Raw genomic sequence first — 12,271 nt, 5'->3', positions numbered from 1 at the left:
GGCCCAAGCCGGCAAAACGACACTACACATTTCGCTGCTCACCAACCGCCCTTCAGGTGCCCGATGTTCCGAGCCACCTCCACACTCGCCTTTCTCCTCGCCTTCGCCGCTTCCGTGCCCGCCCAAAACCCTCGCGAAAAGAAAGTCCGCGACGACAAGGTGAAGGTCGAGGCGGACGGGTACTGGATTTACAACAACTACCCGAAGGCCGTCGCGGAGGCGACGGCGGCGAACAAGCCGATCGTCGTCGTGCTGCGGTGCATCCCGTGCGAGGAGTGCGTCAAACTCGACGACGACCTCGTCGACAAGGACCCGGTCCTCCGGCCGTTGCTCGACAAGTTCGTCCGCGTGCGGATCGTCTCCACCAACGGCCTCGACTTGAACCTCTTCCAGTACGACTACGACCAGTCGTTCGCGGTCTTCCTGCTGAACGCCGACGGCACGATCTACGGCCGGTTCGGCACGCGGTCGCACCGCAAGGAGTGGGTCGGCGACGTGTCGATCCCCGGCCTTTCGAAAGCCCTACAAGGCGCGCTCGACCTGCACGGCCGGCACGCGAACGTGAAGGGGGCGCTCGCCGCGAAGCGGGGGCCGGAACCGCTATTCCCCACGCCGGAAGTCTTCCCGACGCTGAAGGCGAAGTACGGGCCGACGCTGAATTACGAGAGGAACGTGGTGCAAAGTTGCATCCACTGTCACCAAGTCGGCGATGCGATCCGCGATGCGTACCGGGCGAAGGGACCGATCCCGGAGGAAGTCTTGCTGCCGTACCCGCACCCGAAGGCCCAGGGGCTGATCTTCGACCCGAAGGAGAAAGCGACCGTGCTGCGGGTCGATGCCGATTCCGCGGCCGCGGCCGCCGGCTTCCAGGCCGGTGACGAAATCGTGGCGATGAACGACCAACCGCTTCTGTCCCTCGCGGATGTGCAGTGGGTGCTGCACCACACGCCGGCGAAGGGCGGGAAGGTGAAGGCCGAACTTCGCCGCGGCGGAAAGCCCCTGACGATCGTGTGGGAACTCCCGGCCGGGTGGCGACAACGGGATGACATCTCGTGGCGGTCCGGGGCGTGGTCGCTGCGGCGGATGACGACCGGCGGGATGTTGCTGGAGCCACTCACCGTCGAGGAACGGGCGAAGGCGAGCGTAAAGGATGGCATGGCCTTGCGTGCGCAGCACGTCGGTCAGTTCGGGCCGCACGCGGCGGCGAAAGCCGCAGGATTCCAGGTCGGCGACGTGATCGTGAGCTACGACGGCAAGGCGGATTTGCCGCGAGAGACGGACGTGCTGGTGTACGGTGCGACGGCCCACAAGGTCAGCGACAAGGTGCCGGTGAAGTTCCTCCGCAACGGCAAGGCGATGGAACTGTCGCTGCCAATGCAGCCGTGACGTTAATCGGCTGCCCGCTTCGCCCACCGCAGTTTCGCCGACCGCGAGCGTGGGTTGGCGGACTTCTCGGCCTCCGTCGGCCGTTCCGGGTCGTCGGCCACGTCCTGATAGATGCCGGCCCGCTGACCGTCGCGGAACGCCGCCTTCACCAGTCGGTCCTCGCCGCTGTGGAACGAGATGATCGCCGCCACGCCCCCCGGTTTCAGGACCGTCGGTATCACTCGGAGCAGTTGTTGCAGGTTGGCAAATTCGCGGTTCACCAGGATGCGGAGCGTCTGGAAGACCCGCGTCGTGGGCAGGAGCATCTGCTTGCGTTCCGGCGGCGAACCGGGGTGGCGGACCGTGCGGACGGGGACGCCGTGGCGGATCAGGTCGCGCACCTCCTGCGTGCGGCTGAACGGCTTCTTCTCGCGGGCGTTCACGAGGATGCCGGCAATCTTCTCCGCTTCGGGTTCGTCGCCGAGTTCGCGGAACGCGGTCGCCAGTTCGTCCACCGGGATCGTGTTCAACAGGTCGGCGGCCGTCTGCCCACGGGTGCGGTCCATGCGCATGTCGAGGGGGCCGTCTCGCATGAACGAGAAGCCGCGCTCGGCGTCGTCCACCTGCATGCTGGAGAAGCCGAGGTCCGCGAGAACGCCATCGACGGGTTGCCCGGCGAGTACCGACGCGAGGCCGGCGAAGTTGCCGTGGTGCAGCGTGAACGGGTTGCCCACTTCGGTCAATTTCGGCTCAACCTTCGGCAAATTCTCGCCGTCGAGATCCAGGGCGATCAGCCGGCCTTCGGGTCCGACCCGCTTCAGCAGTTCGAGCGAGTGGCCGCCGAAGCCAAGGGTGCAATCAACGACCATGTGGCCGGGCTGCACGTTGAGCGCGGCGAGGCACTCCGCGAGCATGACGGGCACGTGTTCGCCCGCAGCCGTCGAGCGTTCGCCGGGTTTGCGGAACTTGCGGGACCAGGGCTTGTCGGAGCGTGGCGGCATTACTTCGGTTCCTGTTGCGTCATGCAGTGCAGCGTGCCCAGGCCCCACACCAGATCGACGCAGTGAATGCCGACCACGTCGCGGTCGGGAAACAACTCGGCGAGCGTGCCGAGGGCGTGGCGGTCCTGCGGGTCGTTGAACGTCGGCACGATCACGACGCCGTTGGCGATGTAGAAGTTGGCGTAACTGGCCGGGATGCGCTGCTTGCGGAAGATGACCGGCGACGGCATCGGCAACGGCACGATCGTCAGTTTTGTAGCCTTCAGTCGCTCTAGGTTCTCTTGCAGCGGGGCGAAGTTCTCGTCGGCCTCGTTCTTCTCGACGACGGTGACGATCGTGTTCGTACTCGTGAAGCGGGCCAGGTCGTCGATGTGGCCGTGGGTGTCGTCGCCGTCGATGCCACGGTTCAGCCAGATCACCCGTTTCACGCCGAGGTATTGCGCGAAGGCGGCCTCGTAATCCGCCCGCGACAGCGCCGGGTTCCGCTGTTGAACTTCGCTCAGCAGGCACTCTTCGGTGGTCAGCAGGAGGCCGGCACCGTTCACGTCGATGCTGCCTCCTTCCAGGACGATCCGCGTGCCCTTGTACGTCGGCTGCACGGCCGGCACGCCCTGTTTCTTCGCCACGATGCCGGGAAGCTTGTCGTCCACCCGCCAGTCGGGGTACTTGGCCCAGGCGTTGAAGTGCCAGTCGAGGGCCGTCTTCTTGCCAGCCTTGTCGTAAGCGAAGATCGGCCCGGAGTCGCGGACCCAACTGCGGTCGGTGCGGATCGTGTGCAACTTCACGTTCGCGGTGTCGGCGTGAACCCGCTTCAGGATCGCCGCCGCCCGCTCCTTCATGTCGGCGTCGCGGACGATGACGTTCACCGTCTCGTATCGAGCGAGGGTGCGGATGATCTCGCCGTACACCCAGGGGATCGGCCCGAACTTGCCCGGCCAATCGGACGTGCGGTGCGGCCAGGCCAGCCAGGTGCCGGCGTGCGGCTCCCATTCGGCGGGCATTCGAAACGACGGAGAGACGGTCGCCATAAGATTTTACAGCCAGGGGCGGGAGGACAGTAGCCGTGTCGGGACTTTGAGCTAAGATTAGACTATTCATTCCGGCCCGACGTGGCCGATCGGCCCGTCCCGCCGGGAATTCGTTGCCCGTCACCGAGTTACTGTTTTCGGTGTCATTCCCTCCCTGTTCATTCGATTGGCCAACGATGCCTCCGACCACGGAACGAACCACCACCCGCGAGCAGGCCGTCCTGGACAAGTGCCAAGAGATCATCGGCTATCGCTTCCAGCGGATCGAACTCCTCAAGGCCGCCCTGACGCACACGTCCGGGGCGAACACGCGGGCCGGCTCGAACGAGCGGCTCGAATTCCTCGGCGACAGCGTGCTGGGGTTGGTGACGTGCGAGCAACTGTACCACTGCTTTCCGGACTACCAGGAAGGCGACATGACGAAGGTGAAATCCGTCGTCGTCAGCCGCAAGACCTGCGCGAAGTTCAGCGAAGAACTCGGCCTCGGCGACTTCCTGTTCCTCGGCAAAGGAATGGAGAACCGCGGCGAAATCCCGGCGAACCTGTTAGCTGACGTGTTCGAATCCCTCGTCGCAGCGGTGTTCCTCGACGGCGGATGGGAGACGGTGAAGTCCTTCGTGCTGGAGTTCATCGAACCGGAAATCGAGGCCGTGGCAGAGGACGCGATCAACAACAACGCGAAGTCGGCGTTGCAACAGGTCGCCCAACGGGAACTCGGCGGCACACCGCGATATTATCTGTTGGACGAACAGGGGCCGGACCACGATAAGTGCTTCAAGGTAGGCTGCGAGATCAACAGCCATATGTACCCAGCCGCCTGGGGTAGGAACAAGAAGGAAGCTGAACTGAAGGCCGCCCTGAACGCCCTCGCTGCGATCGAAGGCAACCCGTTGCCGTACCCGTCGAACTGACATGAACTACCCGGTCCTCTGCTATTCCTGCCCCTCGCCGGCCGAATACAAAGTCGCGGCCGAGTGGAGTGACGGCCTGACTCGCGAGCTGAAGACCTACGCCCTCTCTTGCCCCGCGTGCCTGGGGGCGAACTTCGCGAAAGCGAAGCTCAAACAGAGCCAGTGCCGGTTGCTCCACGGCGAGACGCTGGAAGTGCCGGGCATTTACACAATCTGTCGTGGCAACCGCGACCATCAGTTGTTGCGGAAGCCAGAGTTAGAGGTGTGAGTCGGGCGGTTCCGACCTTGTGGGGCAATTGCTAACCAGGGTTCGGTGGAGGACTCCGCGATGAGTGAGTCGCCGGTCGGGTTGGGGGCGACCCGCGATGAGTTGCGGCGGCTCTTGGGCGAACCAACCGATACCAGCGTCCCGACCCGCAGCCAGCGCCAGCCGATGATCTGGAAGTACTGCGCCATCGAATACCACTTCGATGGCGACGGCCGGGTGTGGATGGTCTATACCGAGGACGAGGAGGGCAATCCGCGGGTCCTCGGGCAACTAGGCGGGGGTGAGGCGGACGCCAAACCCGGTCGCACGCATTGATTCTTGAGTGTGTGAGTCGTTGAGTGCGGCCGGGCCGGTGATTTGGGGCATTATGCGGTGGGTGAGGTGGCTTCGGTTGTGTCTTTCGGCGTGAGCGCCTTGTTCACCGCGTCCATCAGTTTTTCCATCGAGAACGGCTTGCGAATGTAGTCGATCACGCCGAGGTACTCGGCATACGCCTTGTGGCGGCCGCCCTCGTTGGCCGTTACCATGATCGTCGGCGGGGCGTCGGCCTTGTCCTTGAAGTGTTCCAGTACCGGGAAGCCGCCCATGCGGTGCATCATCATGTCGAGGATCATCAGGTCCGGCTTGTGGTGATAGACCATCTGCTTGGCCTGATGGCCGTCGTGGGCCTGAATCACCTGGAAGCCCTGCCGTTCGAGCATCGTCCGCACCGCGTCGAGCAGTTCGCGGTCGTCGTCCACGACCAGGATCGTTTTCCCATTGGACACGGCTGATCCTCCAACGATGGGTTCCGGCAGGGGGGTACATTTACCTTATCAACGCGACCGGCGACTCACAAGCTTCCGGGAAAGCCCCTGGGCTTCGGCGGGTAGGTTTAACTATCATCGAAGGATCACCGATCCGGAGTTCCCATGCCCGCCGTGACGCCCGACCACGCCCTCGAACGCCTGCACTGGCGGTACGCCGTCAAGCAATTCGACCCCGCCCGCAAGATCGCCCCGGACGTATGGGCCAACCTCGAAGAATCGCTCGTGCTGTCGCCGTCGTCCTACGGGTTGCAGCCGTGGAAGTTCTTTGTCGTGAACGACCCGGCGATCCGCGAGAAACTTCTGTCGGCATCGTGGAATCAAAAGCAGATCGTGGACGCCTCGCACCTCGTGGTCTTCTGCGTGAAAGCGCACGTCGGGGCGGCCGAAGCCGAACGATTAATTCAGCGATCGTCGGCCGTCCGGGGCATCCCGCTGACGGCCCTGGACGGGTACAAGAAGATGATGACCGGGTCGCTGACGCGGGCCACGCCGGAACACGTCCGGGAGTGGATGACCCGGCAAGTCTTCATCGCGCTCGGTTTCTTCCTGACCGCGGCCGCCATGATCGGCGTGGACACTTGCCCGATGGAAGGGTTCGAGCACGAAAAGTACGACCACATTTTAGGTCTCTCGGCGAAGGGCTATCACAGCGTCGTCGTCGCCACGGCCGGCTACCGGGCCGAGACCGACGCCTACGCGAAGTTGCCGAAGGTGCGGTACGAGAAGTCCGAACTCGTCGAGACGATCTGATCCGGGGAGGCCGGCGCTCTTTCTCCCTCTCCCCCGGCTTTGAGGGGGAGAGGGCCGGGGTGAGGGGAAAGGCTCCCTGCATCCGATGAAGGCGTCTGCGATCTCGAAGACCCCTCACCCTCACCCTCTCCCCCTCAAAGCCGGGGGAGAGGGGACAAAACCGCTCACCATACCCACGCCAGGACCTCTTTGATGCGCTGCTACGAATTCGCGAAGGTTGGCGACGGGTATCGGCTCGAACTGCGGACGCGGCCGGACCCGGTTCCGGCGGCGGACCGCGTGGTCGTCCGGGTGCGGGCCACGTCGCTGAACTACCGCGATCTGATTCACCTTCAAAACAAGGCCGGCCGCGACGTTTCGGGCCGCATCCCGCTCTCCGACGGGGCCGGCGAAGTCGTGGCCGTCGGTTCGGATGTCACCGTGGTCCGGGTCGGCGACCGGGTGACGGCGAACTTCTTCACCGCGTGGGAACGCGGCCGGTTCGACATGAAGTACCACGCCTCGGCCCTCGGCGGCCCCGGCGCGGACGGCATGTTGGCCGAACTGGTGGACCTGCCAGCGTCGGCCCTCGTTCCGATTCCCGAATACCTGTCTTTCGAGGAAGCCGCCTGTCTGCCGTGTGCGGCCGTGACGGCGTGGTCGGCCTTGATGGATCGTGGCCGACTGCAAAAAGGTGACACGGTCCTCGCCCTCGGCACCGGCGGCGTTTCGATCTTTGCGCTGCAACTCGGCGTGGCGGCGGATTGCCCCGTCGTCGTGACTTCGAGTAGCGATGAGAAACTCGAGCGGGCGGCGAAACTCGGTGCCGCCAACGGCATCAACTACCGCACCCACCCCGATTGGGAGAAGGAAGTCCACCGCCTCACGGGCAAGCACGGCGTCGATCACGTCGTCGAAGTCGGTGGCGGCGGCACGTTGACGAAGTCGCTTGCGTCCGTGGCGGCCGGCGGCCACGTGGCCCTTATCGGCGTCCTCACCGGCTTCGGCCCGCCGCAGGACAGCCTCTTCCCACTCGTGAGCAAGAACGCGACCCTCTCCGGAATCTACGTCGGATCGCGAGAGAATTTCGTTGCGATGAACGAATTTCTGACAGCCCATCAAATCCGGCCCGTTATCGATCGGGCCTTCGCGTTTGCCGAGGCCACCGCGGCGTTCGCGCACCTGGAAAGCGGCTCGCACTTCGGGAAAATCGTCGTCCGCCTGCCGTGACCCCTCCGGTTGACCCTTCGGCCGTACTTTCGGGGCGGTTTCTACCTAGAATGCCTCTGGACCCATCACGCACGGCGAGGCTATCGTGTTAGGAGCATTTGCCCGCGGGGTATTCATCAGAGGAGCCGCATGGCCGACGCGCCGTTAACGCGGGCGACGCTCCTGGCCCGCATCCGCGACGGGCACGATACCGACGCCTGGCGAGAGTTTCTACACCTCTACGGGCCGGTCGTTTACGGCTTCGCTCGCAACCGTGGCCTGCAAGATGCAGACGCTGCCGACCTGATGCAGGAAGTCCTCCGCAGCGTGGCCCGGAACGCCAACAAGATGGAGTACGACCCGAAACGGGGGACGTTCCGCGGTTGGCTCTACACCGTAACCCGGAACAAGGTTTATAATTTTCTGAACGGCCAGCGCAACCGGCCGCGGGCGTCCGGCGACTCGGCCGCCCAGGAACGACTTGATGCGATCCCGGACCGCGATGAGCCGGGCAACGACTGGGAACTCGAGTACCAACGGCAACTGTCGGCCAAGGCCATGGACCGGGTGAAGGGTGAATTCCAGAAGTCGACGTGGTCGGCCTTCTGGGGCACGGCGGTGGAAGGGCGGACCCCGAACGCGGTGGGGGCCGAACTGAAAATGTCCACCGGGGCGGTTTACGTGGCGAAGAGCCGCGTGATCGCCCGTTTAAGAGACGAAGTGAAAAAACTGGAAGCCGAGGCCGAGGCGTGGTGAGCAATCTCCACGCCCGCCGCAAGCGAGATTGACACTATGGCCACCGCCGACATGACCACCGACGCCACCCCCCAAGTGGACTGCCCGAGCGCCGAAGAACTCCGCCGCCTCGCGCGGGGCCACCTGACCGACGCCCGGCAGGCCGTACTGACCGCCCACCTCGACCGTTGCCCCGGCTGCCAGGGCCGTCTCGACGAGATCGCCGCCGACGGCGACAAGCTCTTCACCGGCTGCATGAAGAAACTTTGCGAGCCGCCCGCCCCGAAAGACTCTGCCTTTTGGGACGCGATGAGCGAGGTGGAAGCCGAGGTCACGGGCACGACGCCCAGCGACATGGCCGGCAACACGTCCGCGAACCTCAGCGACCTGAAACTCGACTTCCTCCAACCCACTGACACGCCCGGTCGCATCGGGCGGCTCGGCGCGTTCGACGTGATCCGGGTCGTCGGCCGCGGCGGCATGGGCGTGGTTCTGGCCGCCTTCGACGAGTCGTTGCAACGCGAAGTCGCGATCAAGGTTCTCGACCCGCAGTTGAAGTCGAACGACACGGCCCAGCACCGCTTCTGCCGCGAGGCCCGCGCCGCGGCGAAGGTGTCGCACGATAACATCGTGACCGTGTACCAAGTCAGCGAGGAGGAGGCCGCCGGCCTGCCGTACCTCGTGATGCAACTCGTCAACGGCGAGACGCTCGAAGACCGCCTCCGGCGGATCGGCAAACTGTCGATCGAGGAAGCCGTCCGCGTCGCGATGCAGGCCGCTCTCGGTTTGGCGGCGGCCCACGAGCACCTGTTGATTCACCGCGACATCAAGCCGGCGAACATCCTCATCGACGCGGCCACGAACAAGGTAAAGCTCACCGACTTCGGCCTCGCCCGTGCGGCCGAGGATCTGAAGCTGACGCGGACCGGCTTCGTCGCCGGCACGCCGCTGTACATGGCCCCGGAACAAGCCCGCGGCGACGGCGTCGATCCGCGGTCCGACCTGTTCAGCCTCGGCTCGGTGATGTACGAGTCCCTCGCCGGCAAACCGCCGTTCGAAGGGAAGACGCCACTGGTGGTGTTGCGACGACTGACCGACGAGACGCACGAGCCGCTGCACAAACTGAACCCGGAGGTTCCGGACTGGCTCGAAGACGTCATCGACAAGCTGCTGGAAAAGAACCCGGACCATCGCTACCAGACCGCAACGGAACTGGCGAACGAGCTGACGGTCCATTACGCCTGCCTCAAGCCGGCGACGATGGACAAGGTCGAAGCCTGCCCGATGACGCAGGTCCGCAGTTGGCGGAGCCTGGTCCGCTCGCGGTCCCAGCGGAAGTTCGTATCGCTCTTGGCCGGAACCTTCCTACTCGGGTCGGTCGCCGGGGCGACTGGCATGTACTTCCTACGCCCTCGTGGGGGGGCATCATCAGAAGTCGCTTTGGCCGTGCCCGATCTGGGGCCGGCGGAATTGAATCAGACCGACAATCTGAAGGCCGGGGCCGTGTGGTCCCTCTCCCCATCCCCGGACGGCAAGTTCGTCGCCGCCGGGATGGAAGACGGCACGATCAAGCTCTGGAACCTTAACGGCGGCGGGGTCAGTGACCTCGGCAAGCACGACGGGTCGGTCTGGTCGGTGAACTTCACCCCGGACGGCAACCGGGTCGTCTCGGCCAGCGGCGACGGCACCGTTCAGGTGTGGAACGTCACCAGCATGATGATGGAAAAGGGGATCAACAACCGCATCCCGGTCCGGTCCGCGGCGATGAACGCCGACCAGACGTCCATCGTCACCGGCGACGCAACCGGCATGGTAAAGATCTGGGACATTGAGTCGATGGGGCCGCTGCTCCCGGGCGGCGTTCCAGACAAACCGCGGCAAGAGTTCGTTCACCGTGGCACGATTAGCGCCGTCGCCTTCAGTCCGGACGGCACCATGGTCGCCTCCGGCAGTGCCAACAAGACGGCGATCCTCTGGGACGTGAAGACGGGGAAGGCGGTTCAACGTTTGATCGGGCACGAGGGGCCAATTTACAGCCTCGCGTTTTCCCCTGAAGGCGACCGCTTGGCGACTGTCAGTTGGGACCACAGCATTCGCATTTGGGACACCAAAAACGGGGACCTCGTCAAGAAGATCGAGAACGCCCACGAGGAGGGCGTCTGGTCGGTTTCGTACAGTTGTTGCGGCAAAATCCTCGCCAGCGCCGGCCAAGAAGGGTTGGTCAAGGTGTGGGACATCGACAACACTGAGAAGCCGATTCGGGTGTACTCTCGCCACAAGGGAACCGTTCACGCGGTCCACTTCACGGCGAAGGGGACGCAACTCATCACCGGCGGCCGCGACGGCACGATCCGCCTCTGGAAAGTCCGGGACTAACCCCCATGAGTTCGCCCTTCACCGGCCTGATTGCCGCCCCGTTCACGGCCTTCGACGCCCGCGGGGCAGTTAACCGCGCGGCCATCGTCGAGCAGGCCGCCGTCTTGCGGGAATCCAACGTCCGGGGTGCGTTCGTCTGCGGCACGACCGGCGAAGGGCTGTCGCTCACCACCGCCGAACGGCAAACGGTCGCCGAGGAGTGGGTGCGTGTCGCCGGCGATAAGCTCAAGGTGATCGTCCACGCCGGTCACGCGAGCGTGGCGGAAGCGGCCAACCTCACCGCCCACGCGGCGGCCATCGGTGCGGCCGCGGTCGCCGTCACCGCCCCGTTCTACTTCCGCCCCGGCAGCGTCACCGAACTCGCCACGTTCCTCGCGGAAGTGGCCGCCGCCGCCCCGAAACTACCGTTCTACTATTACGACATCCCCTCCACGACTGGCGTGAACCTCCCGGCCGCGGACGTGCTCCGCCGGGCCGCGAAGGTGATCCCGAACCTGGCCGGGGTAAAGTTCTCGAACCCCGATCTGCTGACGCTGCAAGAGTGCGTGCAACTCGACGGCGGCCGCTTCGACGTGCTGTTCGGCGTGGACGAGTATCTGCTCGCGGCCGTGTCGCTCGGGGCAACTGGGGCCGTCGGCAGCACCTACAACTACGCCGCCCCGGTCTACCACCGGATGCTCGCCGCCCTGCGGGAAGGCGACCTGGAAGCGGCATGCCGCCACCAGTACGGCAGCGCCCAACTGGTGCGGGCGCTCATCGACTTCGGCGGCCTCCGGGCCGGCAAGGCGATCATGAAGATGCTCGGCGTCGATTGTGGCCCGGTGCGCTCACCGCTGCGGCCGATGACGGATGACGAAGAAGTGGCCCTTTACGAACGGCTGCGACCGCTAGACATCTTCGCGCGGCCGTTGCGACGGCCCTAACACCATTTTTTCCCGCGTAGCGGGTCGGCCAACGGCCGACCCGCTACGCGGAAATACCCCATCTCACTTGGTCGGCGAGTAGTCGGTCGCCTTCATGAACAGCGACTTCACGCCGTCTTTCACTGTGAGCGATCCGCCGGCCGCCTTCTCGGAGGCGTCCCTCGCCTTGACCCAGTCGGGGTCCGTGCGGAAGGTGTCGAACGACTTCTTCGCCGCGTCCTGCGAGGCGTGCGAGAGCAGGTACACGAGCGACACGCCCTTCGCCACGGTCTTCGGTTCCACTTCGCACTTGTCGCCGTCGACCGGGCAGACCGCGTGCAGCAACTTGTCGCAGGGCGACTTCTCAGCGTCGGCCAAGTTCCAATAGGCGACGTTCGTCATGCCGTGCTTCTCGAACAGCTTCATCGTGTGGTCGCGGAACCGGGCGTTGATCGCGGCCACCCCGTTCGCCGGCGTGATGTACGTCCGCAGTTCGAACACGCGGTCGCCGGCCTTCTTCTCGGCGTGGATCGCCGGGCTGTAGTCCGTCGCGTTCAGGAAGAAGAAGTCGGCCTTCGCGACGATCTTCCCGTCCTTCTCGGACGCCTTCTGGGCCGCCTGCCAATCGGGGTCGGCCCCGAAGTCCTTGAACGACTTGTTGCGGGCGTCCATGTCCTTGTGGGCGATGACGTAGATCAACCGCTCGTCGGAGCTATCGACCGGAACCCAGTACCCGATGTTGGTCATGCCGTGCTTCTCGAAGAGTTTCACGGTGTGGTCGCGGAACCGGGCGTTGACGTTGTCCAGTTTCCCCTTCACGGCGTAGTAGACGCGCAGTTCGAACAAGCGGTTCTCCTTTTCGGCGGCGGACAGCGGCCCGACGGCGGCCAGACCGAGGACGAGGGCCAACAGCAATCGCTTCATCGTGCAGACTCCTT

At 64.8% G+C, this 12,271-nt stretch carries 13 protein-coding genes; 9 read left to right on the top strand and 4 right to left on the bottom strand.

Annotated features, from left to right (window positions below; genetic code table 11):
• Positions 1-63: 63 nt before the first annotated feature.
• Positions 64-1,386 (top strand): Trx7/PDZ domain-containing (seleno)protein, encoded by a 1,323-nt coding sequence (locus tag PX52LOC_RS20450; protein ID WP_149111835.1) that lies wholly within the window; start codon positions 64-66, stop codon positions 1,384-1,386.
• Between the two features lie 2 nt (positions 1,387-1,388).
• Here the strand turns inward: PX52LOC_RS20450 and rsmH are convergent, their stop codons facing one another.
• Both rsmH and PX52LOC_RS20440 read right to left on the bottom strand, forming a co-directional pair.
• Complete coding sequence (gene rsmH, locus PX52LOC_RS20445) at positions 1,389-2,366, bottom strand: 16S rRNA (cytosine(1402)-N(4))-methyltransferase RsmH (RefSeq protein ID WP_149111834.1); 978 nt, start codon at positions 2,364-2,366, stop codon at positions 1,389-1,391.
• Entirely contained in the window at positions 2,366-3,367 is a 1,002-nt protein-coding gene (locus PX52LOC_RS20440) for an agmatine deiminase family protein (protein WP_246173423.1), read from the bottom strand. The genes rsmH and PX52LOC_RS20440 overlap by 1 nt, the downstream gene beginning before the upstream one ends.
• A 203-nt stretch (positions 3,368-3,570) precedes the next feature.
• Between PX52LOC_RS20440 and rnc the strand changes: the two genes are divergently transcribed.
• From rnc to PX52LOC_RS20425, 3 genes are read left to right on the top strand one after another with little or no spacing between them, the layout of a single operon-like run.
• Positions 3,571-4,305, top strand: a complete 735-nt coding sequence (gene rnc / locus PX52LOC_RS20435) for a ribonuclease III (RefSeq protein ID WP_149111832.1) — start codon at positions 3,571-3,573, stop codon at positions 4,303-4,305.
• A gap of 1 nt (position 4,306) precedes the next feature.
• Positions 4,307-4,573, top strand: coding sequence for a hypothetical protein (locus PX52LOC_RS20430; protein WP_149111831.1), 267 nt, complete (start codon positions 4,307-4,309; stop codon positions 4,571-4,573).
• Between the two features lie 60 nt (positions 4,574-4,633).
• Positions 4,634-4,888 (top strand): hypothetical protein, encoded by a 255-nt coding sequence (locus tag PX52LOC_RS20425; protein ID WP_149111830.1) that lies wholly within the window; start codon positions 4,634-4,636, stop codon positions 4,886-4,888.
• A gap of 50 nt (positions 4,889-4,938) precedes the next feature.
• On the opposite strand, the gene PX52LOC_RS20420 is transcribed toward PX52LOC_RS20425, so the two are convergent.
• Positions 4,939-5,340: a response regulator transcription factor gene (locus PX52LOC_RS20420; RefSeq protein ID WP_149111829.1), complete on the bottom strand. Its 402-nt coding sequence runs from the start codon at positions 5,338-5,340 to the stop codon at positions 4,939-4,941.
• Positions 5,341-5,484: 144 nt separating this feature from the next.
• Between PX52LOC_RS20420 and PX52LOC_RS20415 the strand changes: the two genes are divergently transcribed.
• From PX52LOC_RS20415 to PX52LOC_RS20395, 5 genes are all read left to right on the top strand, one after another.
• Positions 5,485-6,132 carry an NAD(P)H-dependent oxidoreductase gene (locus tag PX52LOC_RS20415; protein WP_149111828.1) on the top strand — a complete coding sequence of 216 codons (648 nt, stop codon included), beginning with the start codon at positions 5,485-5,487 and terminating at the stop codon, positions 6,130-6,132.
• A gap of 192 nt (positions 6,133-6,324) precedes the next feature.
• Positions 6,325-7,341 (top strand): zinc-dependent alcohol dehydrogenase family protein, encoded by a 1,017-nt coding sequence (locus PX52LOC_RS20410; RefSeq protein WP_149111827.1) that lies wholly within the window; start codon positions 6,325-6,327, stop codon positions 7,339-7,341.
• A gap of 129 nt (positions 7,342-7,470) precedes the next feature.
• Positions 7,471-8,076 carry an RNA polymerase sigma factor gene (locus PX52LOC_RS20405; protein WP_149111826.1) on the top strand — a complete coding sequence of 202 codons (606 nt, stop codon included), beginning with the start codon at positions 7,471-7,473 and terminating at the stop codon, positions 8,074-8,076.
• Positions 8,077-8,112: 36 nt separating this feature from the next.
• Complete coding sequence (locus tag PX52LOC_RS20400; protein ID WP_149111825.1) at positions 8,113-10,431, top strand: WD40 repeat domain-containing serine/threonine protein kinase; 2,319 nt, start codon at positions 8,113-8,115, stop codon at positions 10,429-10,431.
• A gap of 5 nt (positions 10,432-10,436) precedes the next feature.
• The gene (locus PX52LOC_RS20395) at positions 10,437-11,354 is read left to right on the top strand and encodes a dihydrodipicolinate synthase family protein (RefSeq protein ID WP_149111824.1); all 918 of its coding nucleotides are present in this window, start codon (positions 10,437-10,439) and stop codon (positions 11,352-11,354) included.
• A gap of 63 nt (positions 11,355-11,417) precedes the next feature.
• Here the strand turns inward: PX52LOC_RS20395 and PX52LOC_RS20390 are convergent, their stop codons facing one another.
• Positions 11,418-12,257, bottom strand: coding sequence for an NIPSNAP family protein (locus tag PX52LOC_RS20390; protein WP_149111823.1), 840 nt, complete (start codon positions 12,255-12,257; stop codon positions 11,418-11,420).
• Positions 12,258-12,271: the final 14 nt, after the last annotated feature.

It is taken from the genome of Limnoglobus roseus (assembly GCF_008254045.1).
In the GTDB taxonomy this organism is placed as follows: Bacteria; Planctomycetota; Planctomycetia; order Gemmatales; family Gemmataceae; genus Limnoglobus; species Limnoglobus roseus.
The sequence above is the reverse complement of the archived record's forward strand: the minus strand, read 5'-3'. Positions and strand labels throughout refer to the sequence as shown.